The sequence below is a fragment of the Vibrio gelatinilyticus genome (genome assembly GCF_022836845.1).
In the GTDB taxonomy this organism is placed as follows: domain Bacteria; phylum Pseudomonadota; class Gammaproteobacteria; order Enterobacterales; family Vibrionaceae; genus Vibrio; species Vibrio gelatinilyticus.
On the sequence record NZ_JAJNNZ010000022.1, the window covers coordinates 1 to 23,696 of the forward strand.

Annotated in this window: 19 protein-coding genes and 1 pseudogene; 13 read left to right on the top strand and 7 right to left on the bottom strand. The window is 44.6% G+C overall.

The window, feature by feature from the left end; genetic code table 11:
* Window positions 1–254: 254 nt before the first annotated feature.
* The 8 genes from secE (at window position 255) to rpoC (ending at window position 12,210) form a co-directional block, all read left to right on the top strand.
* On the top strand, window positions 255–632 hold the full coding sequence (gene secE / locus LNL84_RS18230) for a preprotein translocase subunit SecE (RefSeq protein WP_244359158.1): 378 nt from the start codon (window positions 255–257) through the stop codon (window positions 630–632).
* A 13-nt stretch (window positions 633–645) separates the two neighbouring features.
* Entirely contained in the window at window positions 646–1,194 is a 549-nt protein-coding gene (gene nusG / locus LNL84_RS18235; RefSeq protein ID WP_244359160.1) for a transcription termination/antitermination protein NusG, read from the top strand.
* Between the two features lie 143 nt (window positions 1,195–1,337).
* Window positions 1,338–1,766 (top strand): 50S ribosomal protein L11, encoded by a 429-nt coding sequence (gene rplK / locus LNL84_RS18240; RefSeq protein ID WP_026084318.1) that lies wholly within the window; start codon window positions 1,338–1,340, stop codon window positions 1,764–1,766.
* A 4-nt stretch (window positions 1,767–1,770) separates the two neighbouring features.
* Window positions 1,771–2,472 carry a 50S ribosomal protein L1 gene (gene rplA / locus LNL84_RS18245; RefSeq protein WP_244359162.1) on the top strand — a complete coding sequence of 234 codons (702 nt, stop codon included), beginning with the start codon at window positions 1,771–1,773 and terminating at the stop codon, window positions 2,470–2,472.
* A 260-nt stretch (window positions 2,473–2,732) separates the two neighbouring features.
* Window positions 2,733–3,227: a 50S ribosomal protein L10 gene (rplJ, locus tag LNL84_RS18250; RefSeq protein WP_244359164.1), complete on the top strand. Its 495-nt coding sequence runs from the start codon at window positions 2,733–2,735 to the stop codon at window positions 3,225–3,227.
* 57 nt (window positions 3,228–3,284) lie between these two features.
* Window positions 3,285–3,653, top strand: a complete 369-nt coding sequence (gene rplL, locus LNL84_RS18255; RefSeq protein WP_244359166.1) for a 50S ribosomal protein L7/L12 — start codon at window positions 3,285–3,287, stop codon at window positions 3,651–3,653.
* Window positions 3,654–3,900: 247 nt separating this feature from the next.
* Complete coding sequence (gene rpoB, locus LNL84_RS18260) at window positions 3,901–7,929, top strand: DNA-directed RNA polymerase subunit beta (protein ID WP_244359168.1); 4,029 nt, start codon at window positions 3,901–3,903, stop codon at window positions 7,927–7,929.
* Between the two features lie 81 nt (window positions 7,930–8,010).
* Complete coding sequence (gene rpoC, locus LNL84_RS18265) at window positions 8,011–12,210, top strand: DNA-directed RNA polymerase subunit beta' (protein ID WP_244359170.1); 4,200 nt, start codon at window positions 8,011–8,013, stop codon at window positions 12,208–12,210.
* Between the two features lie 145 nt (window positions 12,211–12,355).
* Here the strand turns inward: rpoC and rsd are convergent, their stop codons facing one another.
* Window positions 12,356–12,850, bottom strand: a complete 495-nt coding sequence (gene rsd / locus LNL84_RS18270; protein ID WP_244359200.1) for a sigma D regulator — start codon at window positions 12,848–12,850, stop codon at window positions 12,356–12,358.
* 156 nt (window positions 12,851–13,006) lie between these two features.
* Between rsd and nudC the strand changes: the two genes are divergently transcribed.
* The 3 genes from nudC (at window position 13,007) to LNL84_RS18285 (ending at window position 15,841) form a co-directional block, all read left to right on the top strand.
* On the top strand, window positions 13,007–13,789 hold the full coding sequence (gene nudC, locus LNL84_RS18275) for an NAD(+) diphosphatase (RefSeq protein WP_244359172.1): 783 nt from the start codon (window positions 13,007–13,009) through the stop codon (window positions 13,787–13,789).
* 315 nt (window positions 13,790–14,104) lie between these two features.
* Entirely contained in the window at window positions 14,105–15,172 is a 1,068-nt protein-coding gene (hemE, locus tag LNL84_RS18280) for a uroporphyrinogen decarboxylase (protein WP_244359174.1), read from the top strand.
* Window positions 15,173–15,307: 135 nt separating this feature from the next.
* The gene (locus LNL84_RS18285; protein WP_244359176.1) at window positions 15,308–15,841 is read left to right on the top strand and encodes a DUF4136 domain-containing protein; all 534 of its coding nucleotides are present in this window, start codon (window positions 15,308–15,310) and stop codon (window positions 15,839–15,841) included.
* Between the two features lie 108 nt (window positions 15,842–15,949).
* On the opposite strand, the gene LNL84_RS18290 is transcribed toward LNL84_RS18285, so the two are convergent.
* Window positions 15,950–16,870 (bottom strand): D-2-hydroxyacid dehydrogenase, encoded by a 921-nt coding sequence (locus LNL84_RS18290; protein WP_244359178.1) that lies wholly within the window; start codon window positions 16,868–16,870, stop codon window positions 15,950–15,952.
* Between the two features lie 80 nt (window positions 16,871–16,950).
* Here LNL84_RS18290 and LNL84_RS18295 point away from each other — a divergent pair, with 80 nt between their 5' ends.
* Entirely contained in the window at window positions 16,951–17,538 is a 588-nt protein-coding gene (locus LNL84_RS18295) for a YjaG family protein (protein WP_244359180.1), read from the top strand.
* Window positions 17,539–17,775: 237 nt separating this feature from the next.
* Window positions 17,776–17,919 (top strand): annotated as a pseudogene (locus LNL84_RS18300) (transcription elongation factor GreB); the annotation flags it as partial.
* 285 nt (window positions 17,920–18,204) lie between these two features.
* Here the strand turns inward: LNL84_RS18300 and LNL84_RS18305 are convergent.
* From LNL84_RS18305 to LNL84_RS18325, 5 genes are all read right to left on the bottom strand, one after another.
* Complete coding sequence (locus LNL84_RS18305) at window positions 18,205–20,685, bottom strand: DEAD/DEAH box helicase family protein (RefSeq protein WP_244359182.1); 2,481 nt, start codon at window positions 20,683–20,685, stop codon at window positions 18,205–18,207.
* Between the two features lie 324 nt (window positions 20,686–21,009).
* Window positions 21,010–21,201, bottom strand: coding sequence for a hypothetical protein (locus tag LNL84_RS18310; RefSeq protein ID WP_244359183.1), 192 nt, complete (start codon window positions 21,199–21,201; stop codon window positions 21,010–21,012).
* A gap of 386 nt (window positions 21,202–21,587) precedes the next feature.
* On the bottom strand, window positions 21,588–22,073 hold the full coding sequence (locus tag LNL84_RS18315; RefSeq protein ID WP_244359184.1) for a hypothetical protein: 486 nt from the start codon (window positions 22,071–22,073) through the stop codon (window positions 21,588–21,590).
* 1 nt (window position 22,074) lies between these two features.
* Window positions 22,075–22,422: an STAS-like domain-containing protein gene (locus LNL84_RS18320; protein WP_244359185.1), complete on the bottom strand. Its 348-nt coding sequence runs from the start codon at window positions 22,420–22,422 to the stop codon at window positions 22,075–22,077.
* 1 nt (window position 22,423) lies between these two features.
* Window positions 22,424–23,518 (bottom strand): hypothetical protein, encoded by a 1,095-nt coding sequence (locus LNL84_RS18325; RefSeq protein WP_244359186.1) that lies wholly within the window; start codon window positions 23,516–23,518, stop codon window positions 22,424–22,426.
* Between the last annotated feature and the right edge of the window lie 178 nt (window positions 23,519–23,696).

The window sequence follows — 23,696 nt, forward strand, 5'->3', positions numbered from 1 at the left end:
AATCTTTGATTAAGATTTGACGAACCACTAGTAAAAAGGGCATCATTTGATGCCCTTTTTCTGCACTACACTTTAATGTGGTGCAAACTTCATCAATTTTTGATTGATGAAATTGTAAAAAAGAGTTTTAGAGGGCCGATCACTTGGCTTTCGTTGGTTTATGTTGGCATGACTGCAATTTGCCATCATTTAGGAATTAGCCCTGCAGCAGCGGGGTTGTTGTCGTCTTATTAAGACTTTCACAGGTTGGTTTTATGAAAGCAAATGCTGAAACTCCTGATAGCTCTAGTGCAGCAGATACATTTAAGTGGATTATCGCTTTTGCTCTGTTAGCCGCTGCTGTTGTGGGGAATTACCTGTACGGTGAACTTTCTGTAGTGATCCGCGCTGCAGGTGTTGTTGTACTTATCGCTTCTGCACTTGGTGTTGCAGCGACTACAATGAAAGGTAAAGCTGCAATTACGTTCGCTCGTGAATCTCGAGTAGAAGTACGCAAAGTTGTTTGGCCTACACGTCAAGAAACCATGCAAACTTCATTTATTGTACTTGCAGTATGTATTGTTATGGCGCTCGCGTTATGGGGCATTGACGGCATTATGGTTCGTCTTATTGCTTTCGTAACCGGGATATAGAGGGTTTTAATTCATGAGTGAAGCTCCAAAAAAACGCTGGTATGTAGTTCAAGCCTTTTCAGGTTTTGAAGGCCGTGTCTCACAATCACTTCGCGAGCACATCAAAATGCACGCTATGGAAGAGTACTTCGGTGAAGTTCTTGTTCCTACAGAAGAAGTTGTAGAGATGCGCGCAGGCCAACGCCGTAAGAGTGAACGCAAGTTCTTCCCAGGTTACGTTCTTGTTCAAATGATTATGAACGATGAATCATGGCACCTAGTACGCAGTGTGCCGCGTGTCATGGGCTTCATTGGTGGTACCTCAGATCGTCCTGCACCTATTACAGACAAAGAAGCGGATGCAATTCTCAATCGTCTTGAGAAAGCAAGTGAAGCTCCTCGTCCTAAGACGATGTTTGAAGCAGGTGAAGTGGTACGTGTTAATGATGGTCCATTTGCTGACTTTAACGGTACCGTTGAAGAAGTGGATTATGACAAGAGCCGCGTTAAAGTGTCTGTATCGATCTTTGGTCGTGCAACACCGGTTGAGCTCGAATTTGGTCAAGTCGAAAAACTTGATTAAAAAAACACCTTTTTAGGGTTGTTAATGGCGCGAATTATGCTTATAATTTCGCGCCTTTTTACAGGTATTACTGTAAAAAGTTTTTTCAAAACACGGGGAGCTCTCCACACGGATAGCGTTTGAACCCAAAATTAGGAAATATCATGGCTAAGAAAGTTGAAGCTTATATCAAGTTGCAAGTTGCAGCTGGTATGGCAAACCCAAGTCCACCGGTTGGTCCTGCTCTAGGTCAACACGGCGTGAACATCATGGAATTCTGTAAAGCGTTCAACGCAAAAACAGAATCTGTTGAGAAAGGTCTACCTACTCCAGTAGTTATTACTGTATACAACGACCGTTCATTCACATTCGTAACTAAGACTCCACCTGCTGCTGTTCTTCTTAAGAAAGCGGCTGGCGTTAAGTCTGGTTCTGGTCGTCCAAACACTGAAAAAGTGGGTACTGTGACTGACGCTCAAATCCAAGAAATCGCAGAAACTAAAGCTGCTGATATGACTGGTGCTGACATTGAAGCAATGAAGCGTTCTATTGCGGGTACTGCTCGTTCAATGGGCCTAGTGGTAGAGGGTTAAGATCATGGCAAAACTTACTAAGCGTATGCGCGTAATCCGCGACAAAGTTGAAGTAACTAAAGAATACGACATCAACGAAGCTGTAGCTCTTCTTAAAGAACTAGCAACGGCTAAATTCGTTGAGTCTGTAGACGTTGCTGTTAACCTAGGCATCGATGCTCGTAAATCTGACCAGAACGTACGTGGTGCAACTGTACTACCTCACGGTACTGGCCGCGAAATCCGCGTTGCAGTGTTCACTCAAGGTGCAAACGCTGAAGCAGCTAAAGAAGCTGGCGCAGACATCGTAGGTATGGAAGATCTTGCTGAGCAAGTGAAGAAGGGCGAAATGAACTTCGACGTAGTGGTTGCTTCTCCAGATGCAATGCGCGTTGTTGGTCAACTAGGTACTATCCTAGGTCCACGCGGCCTTATGCCAAACCCGAAAGTTGGTACTGTAACTCCTAACGTTGCTGAAGCGGTTAAGAACGCTAAAGCTGGTCAGGTTCGTTACCGTAACGACAAAAACGGCATCATTCACACTACTATCGGTAAAGTGAATTTCGAAGCGAACCAACTACAAGAGAACCTAGAAGCTCTACTAGTTGCGCTTAAGAAAGCGAAGCCGTCTTCAGCGAAAGGTACTTTCCTGAAGAAAGTAAGCATCTCTACTACTATGGGTGCTGGTGTTTCTGTAGATCAAACTACATTAGACACTCAAGCTTAATAGCTTGCATGGGCGTGAAATTTGTGTATAATTTTGCGCCTATCAAATTTGTGGTTGAGGCTGAAACTCCTTAGTGAATTTAGCCTCCATCCAAGACCGTAGGCGTTCTGTAAAGAACTTAATACTACCTACGTAGATGGTGCCAGACTGAAAGAAAGCTAAACTTTATTGATTATCTTTCTTCTGGAAAAAGCACCGTATGAACTCCCAAAATCGTGTAGATTTCGGGTGGTGTAAAAACAACCAGGAGTAAATCCCAGATGGCTTTAAACCTTCAAGACAAAAAAGCAATTGTTGCTGAAGTCAACGAAGCAGCCAGTGGTGCACTTTCTGCAGTTGTAGCTGATTCTCGTGGCGTTGAAGTGGGCGCGATGACTTCTCTACGTAAACAGGCGCGTGAAGCGGGTGTTTACATGAGAGTTGTTCGTAACACTCTTGCACGCCGTGCAGTAGAAGGTACTGAGTACGAGTGTCTAACTGACACTTTCACTGGTCCTACTCTACTTGCATTCTCTAATGAGCACCCAGGTGCTGCAGCGCGTCTTTTCAAAGACTTCGCTAAAGAGAATAAAGATTTCGAGATCAAAGCTGCTGCATTTGAAGGCGCAGTTACTGATGCTGATGTACTAGCGACACTACCAACTTACGACGAAGCAATTGCACGCCTAATGATGTGCATGAAAGAAGCTTCTGCAGGCAAGCTGGTACGTACTATCGCTGCACTACGCGACCAAAAAGAAGAAGCTGCGGCTTAAGCCTTGCTTTTCACTGGTTGCTATTTAAACTTATTGTTGACTTAAAAGAGAATTGTTATGTCTATTACTAACGAGCAAATCCTAGACGCAGTTGCAGAAATGTCTGTAATGCAAGTTGTTGAGCTTATCGAAGCTATGGAAGAGAAATTCGGCGTATCTGCTGCAGCTGCTGTTGTAGCTGGTGGCGCTGCAGCTGGCGAAGCTGCTGCTGAGCAAACTGAATTCGACGTAATCCTAACTGCTGCTGGCGGTAACAAAGTTTCTGTTATCAAAGCAGTACGTGGCGCAACAGGTCTAGGCCTTAAAGAAGCTAAAGGTCTTGTAGACTCAGCTCCTGCAGCACTTAAAGAAGGTGTTGACAAAGCTGAAGCTGAAGCTCTTAAAGCTCAGCTAGAAGAAGCTGGTGCTTCTGTTGAAATTAAGTAATTATTACTTAATTTCTTAGCCGAAAGGCTAATGGCTGGTGGTTTATTGACCACCGGCCTTTTTGCGCTGTAGGGTACAGGTGAATTTTCCCGCTGTTTAAGCACCTCTATCCATGCAAAAAGCGTCGATTCCTTCCAAGGTTTGGCGTTCTACAGTAAACAGTTGTTAGTCACTGTCCCTTTACCCGCCTTAAGTAACTAGGTTGGGCGGACAGTTTGGGTCACTTATCAGCGAGCTGAGGAACCCCATGGTTTACTCTTATACCGAGAAAAAGCGCATCCGTAAGGACTTTGGTACTCGTCCACAAGTTTTGGACATTCCATACCTGCTATCGATCCAGCTCGATTCGTTCGACAAATTTATCGAACAGGATCCTGAAGGACAATACGGACTCGAAGCGGCTTTTCGTTCTGTATTTCCGATTCAGAGCTACAATGGCAACTCTGAGCTGCAATACGTTAGCTATCGTCTTGGCGAGCCAGTTTTTGATGTTAAAGAATGTCAAATTCGCGGCGTTACTTATTCAAAACCACTACGCGTAAAACTGCGCCTAGTTATTTTTGATAGAGACGCACCGGCAGGTACTGTAAAAGACATTAAAGAACAAGAAGTCTACATGGGCGAGATTCCGCTTATGACAGACAATGGTACCTTTGTAATCAATGGTACTGAGAGGGTTATCGTATCCCAGCTGCACCGAAGCCCAGGCGTGTTCTTCGACAGCGATAAGGGTAAGACCCACTCATCAGGTAAAGTTCTTTATAACGCACGTGTTATTCCTTACCGTGGTTCATGGCTCGATTTCGAGTTTGATCCTAAGGATAACCTGTACGTACGTATCGACCGTCGTCGTAAACTACCAGCATCGATCATTCTTCGTGCACTAGGTAAAACTTCTGAAGAGATCCTAGATCTATTCTTCGAGAAGATTAACTTCGAAGTGAAAGACCAAACTCTGCTAATGGAGTTGCTGCCAGAGCGTCTACGTGGTGAAACTGCGTCGTTCGATATCGAAGCGAATGGTAAAACTTACGTCGAGACAGGTCGTCGTGTTACGGCACGTCACATCCGTCAGCTTGAAAAAGATGGCGTTGAGTTTATCGAAGTACCTGTTGAGTACATCGTAGGCAAAGTTGCATCGAAAGATTACATCAACGAAGCAACGGGCGAGATCATTGTTGGTGCAAACCAAGAGATTAGCCTTGAAGCCTTGGCGAACCTATCTCAAGCTGGCCATAAGCAGCTTGAAGTACTGTTCACAAACGACCTAGACCATGGTCCGTTTATGTCAGACACATTACGTGTTGACAGTACAGTTGATCGCATCTCTGCATTGGTAGAAATCTACCGCATGATGCGCCCTGGTGAGCCACCAACGAAAGAAGCTGCAGAAGCACTATTCGAAAGCCTATTCTTCTCTGAAGAGCGTTATGACCTATCGACTGTTGGTCGTATGAAGTTTAACAGCTCTATCGGTCGTGAAGACGCTCTAGAGCAAGGCACACTTGATGAAACAGACATCATCGAAGTGATGAAGAAGCTTATCGCGATCCGTAACGGTATCGGTGAAGTCGATGATATCGACCACCTTGGTAACCGTCGTATCCGTAGCGTAGGTGAGATGGCTGAAAACCAATTCCGTGTTGGTTTAGTACGTGTAGAACGTGCGGTTAAAGAGCGTCTTAGCCTTGGTGACCTTGATGCAATCATGCCTCAAGATCTTATCAACGCGAAACCTATTTCTGCTGCTGTTAAAGAATTCTTTGGCTCTTCACAGCTTTCACAGTTTATGGACCAAAACAACCCACTATCAGAAGTGACGCACAAACGTCGTATTTCTGCATTGGGTCCAGGCGGTCTAACTCGTGAACGCGCAGGCTTTGAAGTACGTGACGTTCACGTAACTCACTACGGTCGTCTATGTCCGATCGAAACGCCTGAAGGTCCAAACATCGGTTTGATTAACTCATTGTCAGCGTTTGCGCGTTGTAACGAGTATGGTTTCCTAGAAACACCATACCGTCGCGTTGTTGATGGTGTAGTAACTGACGAAGTTGATTACCTATCTGCAATCGAAGAAGGCCAATTTGTTATCGCACAGGCTAACGCTGCGTTAACAACTGAAGGCGGCTTCGAAGAAGAGCTAATCACTGCTCGTCAAAAAGGTGAATCTGGTCTTCACCCACGTGACCATGTTAACTACATGGACGTTGCAACCAACCAAGTAGTATCTATCGCTGCTTCGCTTATCCCGTTCCTAGAACACGATGATGCGAACCGTGCATTGATGGGTGCGAACATGCAACGTCAAGCTGTTCCAACTCTGAGAGCTGACAAGCCTCTAGTTGGTACTGGTATTGAGCGCAATGTTGCGGTTGACTCTGGTGTAACAGCAGTAGCGAAACGTGGCGGTATGGTGCAGTCTGTAGACGCATCTCGTATCGTAATCAAAGTTAACGAAGATGAGCTGATTCCTGGCGAAGCTGGTATCGACATCTACAACTTAACTAAGTACACACGTTCGAACCAGAACACTTGTATTAACCAGCGCCCAACTGTACTACCTGGTGAACCAGTAGCACGTGGAGACGTTCTTGCTGATGGTCCTTCTACAGACCTTGGTGAGCTAGCGCTTGGTCAAAACATGCGTATCGCGTTCATGCCTTGGAACGGTTATAACTTCGAAGACTCGATCTTAGTATCTGAGCGCGTAGTTCAAGAAGACCGCTTCACGACTATTCACATTCAAGAACTATCTTGTGTGGCACGTGATACTAAGCTGGGTTCTGAAGAGATCACGGCGGATATTCCAAACGTAGGTGAATCTGCTCTGTCTAAACTGGACGAGTCAGGTATCGTTTACATTGGTGCTGAAGTTAAGGGTGGCGACATCCTGGTTGGTAAAGTAACCCCTAAAGGTGAAACTCAACTAACGCCTGAAGAGAAGCTACTACGTGCAATCTTCGGTGAAAAAGCATCTGATGTTAAAGATACGTCACTACGTGTACCGAACTCTGTTTCTGGTACCATCATTGACGTTCAAGTCTTCACTCGCGATGGCGTAGAGAAAGACAAACGTGCTCTTGAAATTGAGCAGATGCAGCTGAAAGAAGCGAAGAAAGACCTAACTGAAGAATTCCAGATTCTTGAGGGTGGCCTTCTAAACCGTGTTCGCGCTGTACTTCTTCAAGGTGGTTACTCAGAAGCTAAGCTTGATACAACTGATCGTAAGAGATGGTTAGAGCTAACGCTAGAAGACGATGCACTGCAGTCTCAACTTGAGCAACTAGCAGAGCAATACGACGAGCTAAAAGCAGACTTCGATAAGAAGTTTGAAACTAAGCGTCGTAAGATCACTCAAGGTGATGATCTAGCGCCTGGCGTTCTTAAGATCGTTAAAGTTTACCTAGCGGTTAAACGTCGTATCCAGCCTGGTGATAAGATGGCCGGTCGTCACGGTAACAAGGGTGTAATCTCTAAGATCAACCCTGTTGAAGACATGCCATACGATGAGAAGGGTCAACCTGTCGACATCGTACTAAACCCACTGGGTGTACCGTCTCGTATGAACATCGGTCAGATCCTTGAGGTTCACTTAGGTCTGGCAGCGAAAGGTATCGGTGACAAGATCAACCAGATGGTGAAAGAGCAGCAAGAGTTGGCGAAATTCCGCGAATTCCTGCAAAAAGTTTACGATCTTGGCGATACTCGCCAGAAAGTAGACATTGCTGAACTGTCTGATGATCAAGTTCGTACCTTGGTTGGCAACTTGCGTGGTGGTCTACCAATTGCAACGCCAGTATTTGATGGTGCAACTGAAGGCTCCATTAAAGAACTGTTGAAGCTTGGTGACTTGCCAGAATCTGGTCAGCTAACGTTGTTTGATGGTCGCACAGGTGATGCGTTTGAGCGTCCTGTAACTGTTGGTTACATGTACATGCTGAAACTGAACCACCTTGTTGATGACAAGATGCACGCTCGTTCGACTGGTTCGTACAGCCTAGTAACTCAGCAACCACTTGGTGGTAAAGCTCAGTTCGGTGGTCAGCGTTTCGGTGAGATGGAAGTATGGGCACTAGAAGCATACGGTGCTGCTTACACGCTACAAGAAATGCTAACGGTTAAGTCGGATGACGTTAACGGCCGTACCAAGATGTATAAGAACATCGTTGATGGTAACCACAGCATGGAACCTGGCATGCCAGAATCGTTCAACGTATTGTTGAAAGAGATCCGCTCGCTAGGTATCAACATCGAGCTAGAAGACGAAGAGTAATCCTTTCGGATTATTTGGTAGAAAGGTGCTCGCTCTATAGTTTAAGAGCGGGCTCCTTTTAACTCCTTACAGGAGCTGATTGTGAAAGACTTATTAAACTTTCTAAAAGCACAGCATAAGACCGAAGAATTTGATGCAATCAAAATCGGTCTATCTTCACCAGACATGATTCGTTCATGGTCTTTTGGTGAAGTTAAAAAACCTGAAACGATCAACTATCGTACGTTCAAACCTGAACGCGATGGCTTGTTCTGTGCGCGTATTTTTGGTCCAGTTAAAGACTACGAATGTCTTTGTGGCAAATACAAGCGTCTGAAACACCGTGGTGTTATCTGTGAGAAGTGTGGCGTTGAAGTAACCCAGACTAAAGTTCGTCGTGACCGTATGGGCCACATCGAGCTTGCATCACCTGTTGCTCACATCTGGTTCCTTAAATCACTACCGTCTCGTATCGGTTTGTTGATGGATATCCCGCTACGTGATATCGAACGCGTACTTTACTTTGAAATGTACGTCGTAACTGAACCGGGTATGACCGATCTAGAAAAATCTCAAATGCTTACTGAAGAAGAGTATTTGGATCGTCTAGAAGAGTGGGGTGATGAGTTCACAGCGAAGATGGGTGCGGAAGCGATCAAAGATCTGCTTTGCTCTATGGACATGCACGCTGAAGCTGAACAAATGCGCGAAGAGCTAGAGACGACAAACTCTGAAACTAAGCGTAAGAAAATCACTAAGCGCCTGAAGCTAGTTGAAGCCTTCATTCAATCGGGTAACAACCCTGAATGGATGATCTTGACTGTTCTTCCGGTTCTGCCACCAGATCTACGTCCTCTAGTACCACTAGATGGCGGTCGTTTTGCGACTTCAGATCTGAACGACCTATACCGTCGTGTGATCAACCGTAACAACCGTTTGAAGCGTCTTCTAGAGCTAGCAGCTCCGGACATCATCGTACGTAACGAAAAGCGTATGCTGCAAGAGTCTGTTGATGCGCTACTAGATAACGGTCGTCGTGGTCGTGCGATCACAGGTTCGAACAAACGTCCTCTGAAATCTCTTGCTGATATGATCAAGGGTAAACAAGGTCGTTTCCGTCAGAACCTTCTAGGTAAACGTGTAGACTACTCTGGCCGTTCTGTAATCACAGTTGGTCCAACGCTTCGTCTACACCAGTGTGGTCTTCCTAAGAAGATGGCACTAGAGCTATTTAAACCATTCATCTACAGCAAGCTAGAAACTCGTGGCATGGCGACGACAATCAAAGCCGCTAAGAAAATGGTAGAGCGCGAAGAAGCGATCGTTTGGGATATCCTAGACGAAGTTATCCGCGAACACCCAGTACTGCTTAACCGTGCACCAACACTTCACCGTCTTGGTATCCAGGCGTTTGAACCAGTACTAATCGAAGGTAAAGCGATTCAGCTTCACCCACTAGTGTGTGCGGCCTATAACGCCGACTTCGATGGTGACCAAATGGCGGTTCACGTGCCTCTAACTCTAGAAGCACAGCTTGAAGCACGTACACTGATGATGTCGACGAATAACATTCTGTCTCCAGCATCAGGTGATCCGATCATCGTACCTTCTCAGGACGTTGTATTGGGTCTTTACTACATGACGCGTGATAAGATCAACGTGAAAGGTGAAGGTATGTACCTTGCTGGCCCTGAAGAGGCTGAGAAGGCATACCGTACTAAGAGTGCAGAGCTTCACGCTCGCGTGAAAGTACGTATCACTGAGACCGTGGTTGACGAAGATGGTAACAGCACAACAAGCACTGATATGGTAGATACTACCGTTGGTCGTGCAATGTTGTGGCAAATCGTACCAAAAGGTCTTCCATACAGCTTGGTAAACCAAAAGCTAGGTAAGAAGCAAATCTCTAACCTACTGAACGAGGCTTACCGTAAGCTGGGTCTGAAAGACACAGTAATCTTCGCTGACCAAATCATGTACGCTGGTTTCGCATACGCGGCACTATCTGGTGTATCGGTTGGTATCGACGACATGGTTGTACCTCAAGCGAAGTACGACGAAATCGAATCAGCTGAAGAAGAAGTTCGCGAAATTCAAGAACAGTTCCAATCTGGTCTTGTAACTGCGGGTGAGCGCTACAACAAAGTGATCGATATTTGGGCATCGACCAACGATCGCGTAGCAAAAGCGATGATGGACAACCTTTCATCTGAAACGGTAGTAAACCGTGACGGTGAAGAAGAGCAACAAGAGTCGTTTAACAGCATCTACATGATGGCTGACTCGGGCGCTCGTGGTTCTGCAGCCCAGATTCGTCAGCTTGCTGGTATGCGTGGTCTGATGGCACGTCCAGATGGTTCAATCATCGAGACGCCAATCACCGCGAACTTTAAAGAAGGTCTAAACGTCCTTCAGTACTTTATCTCAACGCACGGTGCTCGTAAGGGTCTTGCGGATACAGCACTGAAAACAGCAAACTCGGGTTACCTAACTCGTCGTCTAGTAGACGTTGCTCAAGACGTTGTAGTACACGAACATGACTGTGGCACCCACGAAGGTGTTGACATGATGCCTCATATCGAAGGTGGTGACGTTAAAGTTGCACTTTCTGAGTTGGCTCTTGGTCGTGTAGTCGCTGAAGATGTTCTTAAGCCAGGTACTGACGATGTTCTGATCCCACGTAATACTCTGATTGATGAGAAGTGGTGTCAGATCATGGAAGATAACTCTGTAGATAGCATGAAAGTGCGCTCAGTCGTTACCTGTGATGCAGACTTTGGTTGTTGTGCACAGTGTTACGGTCGTGACCTAGCACGTGGTCACCTAGTGAACCAAGGTGAAGCAGTTGGCGTTATCGCTGCTCAGTCTATCGGTGAGCCGGGTACACAGCTAACGATGCGTACGTTCCACATCGGTGGTGCAGCATCGACAGCAGCAGCAGAAAACAGCATCCAAGCGAAGACAACGGGTACCGTTAAACTTCATAACGCTAAGTTTGTTATCAACAAAGATAAGAAACTGGTTATCACTTCTCGTGCATCTGAGATGACGATTATTGATGAGTTTGGCCGTACCAAAGAGAAGCACAAACTTCCTTACGGTTCTATGCTGAGCAAAGGCGACAACGAAGCAGTGCAAGCTGGTGATGTTGTGGCTAACTGGGAAGCGCACACCATGCCAATCATCACTGAAGTGGCAGGTCGCATCCAGTTCGTAGACATGATTGACGGTGTGACTGTTTCTCGTCAGACGGATGACCTAACGGGTCTATCTTCGAGCGAAGTAACAGAAGCAGCCGCTCGCCCAGCAGCAGGTAAAGATATGCGTCCAGCTATCAAACTTGTTGATGCGGCAGGTAAAGATGTAATGATCCCTGGTACTGACATGCCAGCGCATTACTTCCTTCCTGGTAAAGCGATTGTAAACATCGAAGATGGCGCTGAAGTTGGCGTTGGTGACACTCTATCTCGTATCCCTCAGAAATCTGGCGGAAACAAAGATATCACCGGTGGTCTACCACGCGTAGCTGACCTATTCGAAGCTCGTAAGCCTAAAGAGCCTGCGATCCTTGCTGAGCACACAGGTACTGTGTCGTTTGGTAAAGAAACGAAAGGTAAACGTCGTCTGATCATCACTCGTGAAAGTGGCGAAGCTTACGAAGAAATGATTCCTAAGCACCGTCAGTTGAACGTGTTTGAAGGTGAGAAGATCGAACGTGGTGATGTTATCGCTGACGGTCCAGAAACTCCGCATGACATTCTACGTTTACGTGGTATCCACGCTGTAACGCAATACATCGCGAACGAAGTTCAAGAAGTATACCGTCTACAGGGTGTAAAGATTAACGATAAGCACATCGAGACTATCGTTCGTCAAATGCTACGTAAGTGTACGATCACTCATGCAGGTGACTCTGAGTTCCTACCAGGTGAGCAAGTTGAGTACTCTCAAGTTAAGATTGCTAACCGTGCTCTAGAAGCTGAAGGTAAAGAACTGGTTCGCTTCGAACGTGACCTACTAGGTATCACTAAGGCGTCTCTAGCAACAGAATCGTTTATCTCTGCGGCATCGTTCCAAGAAACGACGCGCGTACTAACAGAGGCTGCGGTATCTGGTAAGCGTGATGACCTTCGTGGTCTGAAAGAGAACGTTATCGTGGGTCGTCTGATCCCAGCGGGTACTGGTTTTGCTTATCACCAAGATCGCCAAGCGAAGCGTGAAGAGCAAGAAGGTCCATCTGCAGAACAAGCGACAGATAACCTAGCTGCGCTACTAAACGCAGGTTTCTCTTCTGACGAGTAATCGTAAAGAGTAAGAAAAAAGGCGCCTAAAGGCGCCTTTTTTGTGTCTGTATTTTCAGAAGAAGAATAATTCCTAGTTCCTAGGAGCGTGTCTAGTCTCCCTTTCCTAGGAATGAGTAACAGAGTACCCCCCAGTAAACCTGAATTTATGCTCCTGGTGGCATCGCTAAGCTGTCAGCAATAAGTTGAATAAGCTGATCTTCTACCTCAAAACGAAACTCCAATATTTCACCCGCTTTAGACATATCTTGTTCAAAATGAGGTAAGTCATCATCGACTTTAACTTTTACGTACTTGTCGTTGAATTCAAGCAGAGGTTCGGTCGTCATGACAATTTTGGCGTAAGTGCTGTCTATTTCATTATTGGTCTTAAAGCCAGTCGCTTTCCATTTATCCATGACCATTTCATAGATCTTAAAATGACCTTCGGAAATGTAATCAACAAGGTGATCACAAAATGAGGTGACCTCTTTCGTGGATGGAAGTTCACAGACATTTGAGGGAGTAGACGTGGGTTGTAGCGCAGCGAGGTGACAGTACTCTACTATCAGAGCTTGTCTGGTTTCTAGCCAATGGTCAATGACTTCACTGGAACCACCCCATTGATCTTGTACTTGTTTGAATCTATTTAGCATGACCATGTCCTCATGATCGGGACCGCAAGGCTGCAGTCTCATTTTTAGCGACAAACGAATTGTTTTTAATTTTATTCACCAACATCGAAAATCGCATTTTCTCGCTGGTATGAATTTAGATTGCCAGTAAAATGGTTGAACTGCAAGCGGCGAGGACGCCATATGTTAAAAAAAAGTAATCAACCCATTCGTGAGGCATATTGGTGTGTAGTGTCTGGTAGCGAAGTCTGGCTAGAGCAAGATATGCTGCCCAAAGGCAGTGCGATAGAACATTCATTGGATGTTGAGCAGGCCATCGAGGTTGGCCGGTATCAGGGCATTCCAGTGATGTGGCTCAACGATGCGGATCTTGACGGTGAGCGGGAGTGGACGTCGCTACGGGAATTGCTGCATTTTCCCCAGGAATTATTCCATCTTATCTCAAAAGCCATTCAGTACGGCCACATGACGCAGAGTATGCGTTTTTGTCCTCAGTGTGGTGGTCGAAACCATCTCAATCACAATCAATTGGCGATGCAGTGTCAGGATTGTCGTACGCTACATTATCCACGGATCTTTCCATGCATTATCGTCGCTGTTCGTAAGCAACAGCAAATACTACTGGCGCAGCACAATCGTCATGCAGGTGGTATGTACACCGTTATCGCTGGCTTTCTTGAGGTGGGCGAAACATTAGAAGAGTGTGTCGCTCGAGAAGTGAAAGAAGAGACTGGGGTGACGGTGACGAATATCCGTTATTTTGGCAGTCAGCCGTGGGCGTTTCCGTCGAGTATGATGATGGCATTTTTAGCCGATTATCACGCTGGTGAGCTTAAGCCTGATTATAGTGAACTCAAAGATGCTCAGTGGTTTGATTTTGAACGTTTACCGCTCGTTGCACCTGTTGGAACCATCGCACGTCAACTCATCGAAGAGACGATTGGCGTCACTCAGGAAACGGATTGATTTAAGGCAAAAAAAACCCTCCGCAAGCGGAGGGGGTAAGTAAGATGTCGTTATGAGATTCTGAGTATGAGGCTCAGAGTATTATTGTAATTTTCGCTAGCAAACAAACTTTTAACATTCCTTAGGTGTGGTTGCAAATTCACCATTAATTGGATGGCTAATAATATGATCTCGCTTGCAAAGTGACCGTTTTACGGAATGGTAGCCACTTTAATGTGTATCGCTTTCAAATTTTGGTAAAAGAAATGTTGGCTAATACTGCACAGCATCAATGATTAACGCTAGAATAGCGTCTTTCGAATTGGAGAAAAATGAATGACGGAACTGAAGAACGATCGCTATCTAAGAGCACTATTAAAAGAGCCTGTAGACCACACACCAGTATGGATGATGCGCCAAGCAGGTCGATACCTTCCAGAGTATCGAGAAACACGCGCAGTTGCTGGCGATTTTATGTCTTTGTGTAAAAACGCAGAGCTTGCTTCTGAAGTCACCCTTCAACCTCTTCGTCGTTTTCCTCTTGATGCCGCTATTCTATTTTCTGATATCCTGACGATTCCAGATGCTATGGGACTGGGTCTTTACTTCGAAACCGGTGAAGGTCCTAAATTTGAACGCCCTATCACTTGCAAGGCTGACGTCGACAAAATCGGTTTGCCAGATCCAGAAGGTGAACTGCAATACGTCATGAATGCGGTGCGTCAAATCCGTAAAGACTTACAAGGTGAAGTGCCGCTGATTGGTTTCTCGGGAAGCCCTTGGACACTCGCGACTTACATGGTTGAAGGCGGAAGCTCGAAGGCGTTTACCAAAATCAAAAAAATGATGTATGCCGAGCCACAAACCCTGCACCTACTGCTAGATAAACTTGCAGACAGCGTTATCGAGTACCTTAATGCGCAGATCAAAGCCGGTGCTCAATCGGTCATGGTATTTGATACATGGGGCGGTGTACTAACACCACGCGACTACAACCTGTTCTCACTGCAATACATGCACAAGATTGTCGATGGCCTCATTCGTGAAAACGATGGTCGTCGTGTCCCTGTGACTCTGTTTACTAAAAACGGTGGCATGTGGCTTGAGCAGATCGCTGCAACAGGTTGTGATGCACTCGGTCTGGATTGGACTATTAACATTGCAGACGCTAAAAAGCGTGTTGGTGATAAAGTTGCGCTGCAAGGCAATATGGATCCTTCGATTCTGTATGCTCAGCCAGAGCGCATTCGTGAGGAAGTCGCCACGATTCTAGAAGGTTTTGGCGATGGTGGTACTGGCCACGTTTTCAACTTAGGTCATGGTATTCATTTGGATGTGCCACCAGAAAATGCTGGCGTATTCGTTGATGCTGTGCACGAGCTGTCTAAGCCGTACCATAAGTAATCCGTAATCAATGAAAAAGGTCAACACCTTGGGTGTTGACCTTTTTTTATGGCCAAGAAAATGTCCCGCTCTAGTGATCAATAAAGTCTCAACTACACTAAAAGGTAGGTAACTAGAATGCGTGAGGAGCGGTCTATGGCAGTGCGTCTTTCGTTACTACTTTTGGCTTTTAGTTCGCTAGTGGCAGGTTGCGCTGCGGATGTCGCCACCGACTATGACGCCAGCGTGAACTTTTCGCGCTTTAATAGCTATCAATATCAAGAAGATCCGAATGTGCCCGTGAGCCTAGATGGTGCTCGAATTAAGCGTGCCGTCGACTATCAAATGGCAGGGAAGGGTTTTAAAAAGGTCGATAGCAATAGTGACCTACTGGTTCGATATTCTATTTTAGAAGGCTCTGAGCTGCGTTCAGACGGTCTAACGGTGGGATTTGGTATTGGTACCAGTACTTCTGGCCGAGGAGGGTACGGTGTCAGTGCGAGGACCCCAGAGCGCTTTAAAGAAAAGAAATTCGGTAAACTCAATGTCGAGTTGATTGAAGCCAAAAGCAACGAAGTCGTTTGGCGTTCCATTTCACAACGGCAACTCACCGAAACCATGGATTCCGACGATAGAGATGCGTTTATCATGGATCAAGTGGGCAAGATGTTTGAGCAATATCCGCGTTAAAAGAGCTTTGAGATCATGGTAGCCCAAAAGCTCAGAAACCTATCGATAGACCCTAGTTGTGAGAGCATTGGAAACAACAGCCTTTGGTTCTGGATTCTAGGGTCTAGTTTAATACCCTCTGTCAAAATCAATGCGGTTTTGCAGTTGAAATCCGTCGCGCCATCGAAGGTAATTCTCAACAAATATCTCGATCACTTGCTCTGGAAAACTAATGGCCGCGACGTGAGGCGTTACCGTGACTTGTGGGTGATGCCAATAAGGGCATTCTTGAGAAATGGGCTCATTAATAAAGACATCAAGAAAGGCATGCTCTAACTGACCAGCTTCTAGAGCCGCTAGCAGCGCAGCGCTGTCAACGCTCTGCCCACGGCCGACGTTAAAGAAAAGAGCGCCTTGGCAGTTAGAAAAAAGCGCCGCGTCGAATAGGTTTGCCGTTTGAGCGGTATTGGGCAGCGTGTTGACGATGATATCGGCCTGTTTAACCGCGCGTGCTGCCTCATTGATGTGGAACACATCGGTAAACTCACAGGCCTTGGCTGGGATGCCCGTTCGATTGACACCAATAGCGCGAATATTCAGTGCCTTGGCACTTTTTGCCAGATGTTGCCCAATCGAGCCAGTACCAAATATCACCATGGTTTTCGAGGACAGTGATTGATAGCGGTGTGGCTGCCAATCTCGATTCGTTTGTTGCTCGCGGTAGAGTGAAAAATGACGATAATGGGCAATGCTATACCCAAGCACATACTCGGCGATTTGTTGGCCAAAAATGCCCTTTACGTTAGTGAGTTGGTAGTTTTTGTTCAGCTCATCTGCGGTGAGCGCGTCGATACCTGCATACGTCGATTGAACCCATTCCACATTCGGATAATGGCTGAGATTGGGTGCAAGAAGCGGTGGCGCCGCTAATACAATCGTTGCCTGGCTCGCGTCTTCACAGATCTGCAGGTCTGGCAAATTCTGCTGCATGAGCAGTTTTTGGTAGAGCGCGTTATTTTCAGTATGCAGTGCAACTTTGAATCCAGTCATTGATGAGTATCCATATCACTTGAAGTTGTTCGAGTATAAGGTACACTTCCGCTGACTAACTCAACAACGGCAGAGCGACCATGTTAAACAATCCTCTTCAGGTTCGAATCGAAAAGTTTGAACCATGGCAGCATATCACTTTTATGGCCTGCATGTGTGAGCGTATGTATCCCAACTACGCCATGTTCTGCGAGACGACACAGTTTGCTGAAGCGCGTGTTTATCGCGATATCTTAGACAGTATCTGGGAAATATTGACCGTTAAAACGGCCAAAGTGAACTTTGAAAAGCAACTCGAAAAGTTAGAGGAATTGATCCCAAGTTCTGAAGATTTCGACTTTTATGGTGTGTACCCAGCGATTGACGCATGCGTGGCACTATCGACGGTTTTGCATGGCTTGCTCGACAGAGATTATTTGCTCGATTCATCGCTCAAAGTCAGTCAGCAATCCGTTGCTACTGTCGCTCAATTAGAGCAGGTACAAGGCGCCGACGAGATCACCAACGATAACCAAAAAGAGAACGAAGCGGTGTGTGAAGAGTGGGATATCCAGTGGGCCATTTTCAGACCATTGCGTGAGTGCGAGGATCGCGATATTGAATTGATCAAAGAGTTACGTTTAGAGCTTAAAGAGCAGGCGGTAAGCAATATCGGTGTTCAACTGTAATCGTAATCTCCCGTTAGCAAAGCACTCTCATATAGCAGGGTGCTTTGATTCGGGCCCGTGTAATTCACCACCTATCTCGTCACTCTCCCAATCTTCTCATCACTTTTTATCGCCAATCATTGGCGCGATCTTCGAATCACAGTATAGTCAACGCTTCGTCGTGGTGAATTTTACCCGCAGCGATCAGCGCGCTATGAAGCGCTCGTTACTCTGAACCGCTGGATATAGGGAGCAGCATTGAAAACCAAGTTAATCACTCGAGAAGGCTATAACAAGCTCAAAAAAGAGCACGACTACCTCTGGCACGAAAGGCGACCAGAAGTCACTAAGATCGTTACCTGGGCAGCCAGCTTGGGGGACCGCTCAGAAAATGCCGATCATCAATTAGAAGTATAAAAATTATACTAAACATCCCCAAGCACAGATATATCGATACATAGAAATAGTACACATACTTTTTTGGTGTACTATTTCAACGTCAGGAATAGACACCTCAACTCAGCCAAGTTACGACAAAATCGCTTGGTAATTAAGGTACGACAGAATCGCTTGGTGATCACAACAACTTAGGACAACTTGTAACGCGCTTTTGGACAATTCTGAGTTAGTGACTTTGCTACTGCCGTACACCTAAGGAAGCTTCCGCTCCCTTAGGTATCATTGATACTATCCTTTAAAAGGTACAGTATAGTGTTCAACTATATCCTGACCTCGAAGCTTGTAGGTTGCCAACTTTTCACGTATGGCATCAACATTATTAATCTCATTATGAGTAGAGATAGATTCAAAGAAGCTGAGAGCGTTGTCACGAAGTTCTTGTAACTTTTGGTCATTGACAATACGGATAGTCGGCTTAGGTGAAGATGCGTATTCAAACTGCACTGAAGGGTGAACCATAATCGGTGTATGCTGACTCGTAAAATCATACTGGTTTTCAAACCATGTGGAAGAACCATTTAATTGATTACAGTAGCTTTTGTTTATTGTGTCAGAGGTAGCTTCATTTTTACACTCAATAACCAAATACTGCTGGTTCCCGATAGACCAAAGGTTATCTGGTCCTTTGTTATAAGCAAGTTCTGGGCGTTGACTATTGAAGCCTAACATTTTGGCTAAGTTATCCATTGCAGCTTCAAACTTATTCGCTGACTTAGGTTTGAAATATAAGTCGTCGATAACAGCATTTGCAGCAATAATCATTTTGTTTCTTATCAAGAATTTACCGCTTAAATAGCTTGAGCACTGCTCTGCTTGTTCTTGAGTTAAACCATTGACTTTAGTGTAGCTAAGTCCAGATAATGGCTTTAAAAGCCTTTGGTTATAGGTGTTTGCATTAAGCAATATCAACTGAGCCTGACTTTCATCATCGATGTTCGTATATTCAGCTAATACTTGCTTTAGGTATCCTTTTAAAGCGTTATCGTCGCAAGTATTCGCTGTAGCTTCAATTATGCGACATGCGCCATTAACATCACCACGAATGGCTGATAAGTAGGCATCATAAAGCGAAAGCTTAATTGGTTTACTTTCGGCTCGTTCTTCATAAGTCAACTGAGCGAGTTGCCCTTTACTAAACCCTACCCACTGCGCATCTTGAAGTAAACAGTAGTCCATTAACTTTTCCAACTCTGAAGCAGGTTTATCGGCGACCTGTGTAGCAACACTTTCCGATATGTTCATCTGTGCACGAGTTGCTGGTGAGAAGTTTTCGATAGCATTATCTGTATAGATGGTGCTTGTCAGTCCCTTGCCAGTTAGTAAAACCACACAATAGTCATCGCTTGAACGAACCCCACGCCCCATACCTTGCTCGATACGTTGAATCTTCTCAACATTGTCATAGTTACTAGACATCAGTGAAGACTGCTTCACTCTATCGATCAAATTTCTAGCATCAGGTAAACCGTCTATAACTAAGAGCCTACAGGCCGTTTGAGGTAGGTCAATGCCATCATAACGGTTATTTAGAACTACTAAGCCAACGTGTTGAGTTTTCAATCTAGTAACCCCTTCACTAATATTGCTTGAACTCAATGTCAGATCAGCAACACCTTCCCATTGTTTAGCGCGATATGTAGACGGGGCTATAACTACCACATTGTGTTTTCTAGACACGCTTGTGCATAGTTGTTGTATATCTTCGTCTGTTATTTGTGGGTTAATAACTTGAGGTAGTAAAATCATGCGGTCACCGACATCTCCGGCACTATCAGGAGTTATCGGATTGGATAGTTCATTAGGTCTCACTCCAAAATGAGTAGAAAGAATACTATCGTCTGCAAGCGTTGCAGTCATAAAGATCTTACGTGTTGCTTGTCCCAATGCTGGTATTACAGAGATAGGGATAAAATGAGGAGAAATCTCGACCTTATTTGCACTAAACACGCAGTTTGCTAACTGGAGGTGGTTCTTAAGTAGCGGGTATGAAAACTCGATGACACGTTCATTTTTGTATTTTACAAGTGATTGTGTAACTACTGCCTGTTGTTTTTGCCAGCTCCAGAAAGGTACTTGCAAGAAAGCACTTGGGTCACCGCTTAAGATCTCATGATATTTAGCATAATTCTGCCTTTCCAGAACGCTGTCAAATGTAGAACGTAGTTCATTGTATAAAGGAGAAGTACTGGGGACCTCCATTGTAAATTGCTGGTCAACAGTATCTAAGCATGCATGAGCATCATCAATAATGATACTTCCAATAGGCACTTTAATGCCTTCATCATCAACACCAAAAACAGAACGACCATTCACAAGTTTATGAATATTGATCACAAGTATACTATTGCCTGATAGATATCTCGGGTCATGTGGATTTTTCGTCGTATCAATACCAAGTTCTTTGGCTTCCGATACTACTTGATCTACAAGATAGTTATCAGGTACGACATAGACCGCAGGTCCTTTCTTTTCATTCAAACAACTTTTTAACACAAGTAGGCCCACTGACGTTTTACCACCGCCAGTATTCATCTTGATCACTAAGTTGTTAGTATCCCTTCTGTCATACCACTTCGTCCAAACTTGACTTTGAACATCACGTGGGTACTGAAACTTTCCGCTAACTTTGGGCAAAGCCTGAAAGATCTCTCGTGGATTGAAAGAGCTATCAACAGGGTTCGTGCCGCCTAGCTGACTAAAATCTAACATTTATTTCCCTTATTGTACGCTAGTGTTTAGCCAACTATATTCATATGAGAGTGACAGTACAACGACCAGCTTCACAGCCATTCTAAATGTTTTTGAAGTTAAAGCTGATTACGGCACTGAATTAGCGTCAAATGACTAGAGTTCACACAACCCATACATGTTGATCAAGTGCGTATAAATTCATTACCAAAATTAGAGTAAGTAGCCACTCAAGTAGGACTAATAAAAGCGCCCCTAAATCATTTCGAGGCACTTTCGAGTTTGAAAATAACTATTATAATCAATATGTAGAGGTCGAATTGAGTTGTGAGTACAAAGATAGTGTTAACATGGTAATTCACGACCAAACTCCATTACATGCTTCACCGATTCTCTCAGTACAAATTCGTTAAAGTTGACCGATAAGTCTGTATCGGTCAATACAATGATTAAAAGTATGTCATCATCGACCATGTCGTTCATTAAATGCCAATCGATTTCAGCGGGACTGGTTCGCATCACAGCTTGGCTCATCATACCAAGAAGCTCGCTTAAACATTTGTCACCGCTTAGTCTTGCTCGATGTATTTGGGCTAGTAGGTAGGTCTTTGTATTCATATCACTAGAGTAGTGACTTTTGTATATCAGTAAGTATGGGATTTGAATGATTAACTGTGACCTTTAACAAGCTTCGGGCTAGCAAAAGCAGATCAATAAGTCACACGCATGTGAAGGTTTTGGACAAAAATGAGTCAGTGGCTATGTAAATTAGCAAATCATGGATAACGACAGGTATGTCGCTTAGTCGAGTGTCCATCATCACTGATGTAGATCAGGGTTAAAAGTATGGTTTTATGCAGCGAGGAACAAAGCCCTCATTGAGGTGAATATCCAGTAAAAAAAACACACTAGCAGGGCTTAGATTAGATGTTACCGCCAAACAGCCAGTACACAAATTTCACAATAAGATACAGACTCACCAAGGTGGATACTATGCCAGCTAACTCGTATCTGACCATATAAAAGAACGAGAATCGGTTTTGCGTGTGGCGATGAAAGACTCTATCCACATAATCAACGGCATCGTAACATTTAGTTGTCAGAATCTGTTGATTACCACCATCGATATCAAAGGTAAACAGCTCGGTAAAATCATCGTGATTAGTTTCAATCAGGTTGTTTTTGCAGATGCCGTTAAACTCTTTCACTTTACTTTCAATTCGAGCAAACTTATGTGAGAACGTTGTTTCTTTAACAAGTGGTTCTTCATCGCTCTTATTAATCTCTAATAGCGAATATATCTCTTCAATGATGGCATCTTTGGTATTTGTAAGAGCAGTTCGTTTAAGCGTGTTTAAGTGTATGAAAACAGCAAGTAGCCAACTGACTACATAGATCATATTGCTCATGCTACCTCGTTAGGCGATCTTGTTCTGCTTTCTCAATACGCTCATCAATAATAGCTATAACAGAGGCTAGGTCATCATGTACATAGACAAGCTTTTGATCCAACTCTGCCTTGGTGAATCCACTTTCTCGAATTAGACCGCCAAATGCCTCATCTAAGAATGAACGCCCATAACGATTGTATCCCGTTAAATCAACCGTTACCTTGTCGAACTCCCTTAATGCTGGGGCAAGATGCGCGTCTCGAAACACCTCGCCAGCAGTAAATTCACAGCCCGGAGCATCTGTTTTAAAGCGTCCATAAGGCTTGCTATGAAAGTCTACTATGACTTTTATCGGCTTGTTACTCACCTTAAATACTCCATTGAATTAATGTGCCTGGAATGGCGTGCTTATAGTTTCTGATACTGCGTTCTGTATCTTCTCTGTCTTTACTATAACAATAAAAACCTAAATTACTGAACATTAGAAGATAACTATTTTCATCATTAGTAATGAGGCCCTTAATACTTTTACTACCTTGACCATGCTTAGCCAAGTCGGTAGACGTCACATCAATATGCATGGCGGCTCGAATTAACTGCCCATCATTCAAGTTATTGCTAAACCAAGTCTTTAAACGTTCCAGTCCTGTTAAGTCATCTAAGGTTGCCTCTTCCCCCACTGCATCGACATACTTTTCGTTATATAATGCGTTGATACGAGCAAGGAATACGGCATTGTTCTTGGACAATGAGCTAGGTATGCCGATACCTCTATCATAAATAACGATATAAAGATTGTCGTGAATCCGGTTGCAGTCAAACCACCAACGCTTTTGAGTATGATCCTCTATATCGGGGTATGCATGACGCCCAACGTTATCAATCGTCTCCTGAATCGCAGATGAAATTTGTTGTTCCTTTTCTGCATCAGCCTCAGGAAAATACTTATCTAAAATGTAGTCGACTAACTTTTCGCTCAACTCTATAGCTCTTGAATTGTCTCCCATAATTACAGGAAGGTGATCAGAGCGTTCAACCAACTGTTCTCGTTCAGAAGCTGGCAAAAATCTTCCACTAATTCTGATAATTGTGTTTACGTCGCCACTACGTTTGGACCACATCACGTTAATTTTTGTTGTGATCCCTAGCTCCTCTCTTGCATCATCAATGATTGAATATATTGCCAGCATCGGCATAGCTTTGAAGACTGTAGTATATTCAAATGACAGGTATATACACTTCGGATTATCAGCCAACGTTTCACGTAGCATGGTAAAGAACAGCTCCATCTGGCTCCGATCTCCATCTACGAGATCAATCTCTCGGGGAGCTTTGATAATGGGATTACCAAAAAGAAACTCTCCAATACGAGTCTTAAACTCTTTGGAGGAGCCAATCTTCCTATTCTTTTTTTGTAGCTGCAAGCTCTGCTCACGGGAGTGGATCTGTTCGATTTTTCTCATTTAACAACACTAATATTCGTCTAGGCATAAAGCTGAGGACATTTTTATTTCTCAGTAAGCAAGCCTCTTATCGTATTCCAATCAACAAACACCCAGCCTTTGTAGCGTAATACTGGATAAGGAATAGTGAAGAAAGTTTACTTGCAACAATGAGTGCATTTGTGCGGCATTTGGTTGT

Bases quoted from the DNA above. Each gene is read 5' to 3' on its own strand.
- secE (WP_244359158.1), top strand. From the start codon at position 255: ATGAAAGCAAATGCTGAAACTCCTGATAGCTCTAGTGCAGCAGATACA.
- nusG (WP_244359160.1), top strand. From the start codon at position 646: ATGAGTGAAGCTCCAAAAAAACGCTGGTATGTAGTTCAAGCCTTTTCA.
- rplK (WP_026084318.1), top strand. From the start codon at position 1,338: ATGGCTAAGAAAGTTGAAGCTTATATCAAGTTGCAAGTTGCAGCTGGT.
- rplA (WP_244359162.1), top strand. From the start codon at position 1,771: ATGGCAAAACTTACTAAGCGTATGCGCGTAATCCGCGACAAAGTTGAA.
- rplJ (WP_244359164.1), top strand. From the start codon at position 2,733: ATGGCTTTAAACCTTCAAGACAAAAAAGCAATTGTTGCTGAAGTCAAC.
- rplL (WP_244359166.1), top strand. From the start codon at position 3,285: ATGTCTATTACTAACGAGCAAATCCTAGACGCAGTTGCAGAAATGTCT.
- rpoB (WP_244359168.1), top strand. From the start codon at position 3,901: ATGGTTTACTCTTATACCGAGAAAAAGCGCATCCGTAAGGACTTTGGT.
- rsd (WP_244359200.1), bottom strand. From the start codon at position 12,850: ATGGTCATGCTAAATAGATTCAAACAAGTACAAGATCAATGGGGTGGT.
- nudC (WP_244359172.1), top strand. From the start codon at position 13,007: ATGTTAAAAAAAAGTAATCAACCCATTCGTGAGGCATATTGGTGTGTA.
- hemE (WP_244359174.1), top strand. From the start codon at position 14,105: ATGACGGAACTGAAGAACGATCGCTATCTAAGAGCACTATTAAAAGAG.
- LNL84_RS18285 (WP_244359176.1), top strand. From the start codon at position 15,308: ATGGCAGTGCGTCTTTCGTTACTACTTTTGGCTTTTAGTTCGCTAGTG.
- LNL84_RS18290 (WP_244359178.1), bottom strand. From the start codon at position 16,870: ATGACTGGATTCAAAGTTGCACTGCATACTGAAAATAACGCGCTCTAC.
- LNL84_RS18295 (WP_244359180.1), top strand. From the start codon at position 16,951: ATGTTAAACAATCCTCTTCAGGTTCGAATCGAAAAGTTTGAACCATGG.
- LNL84_RS18305 (WP_244359182.1), bottom strand. From the start codon at position 20,685: ATGTTAGATTTTAGTCAGCTAGGCGGCACGAACCCTGTTGATAGCTCT.
- LNL84_RS18310 (WP_244359183.1), bottom strand. From the start codon at position 21,201: ATGATGAGCCAAGCTGTGATGCGAACCAGTCCCGCTGAAATCGATTGG.
- LNL84_RS18315 (WP_244359184.1), bottom strand. From the start codon at position 22,073: ATGAGCAATATGATCTATGTAGTCAGTTGGCTACTTGCTGTTTTCATA.
- LNL84_RS18325 (WP_244359186.1), bottom strand. From the start codon at position 23,518: ATGAGAAAAATCGAACAGATCCACTCCCGTGAGCAGAGCTTGCAGCTA.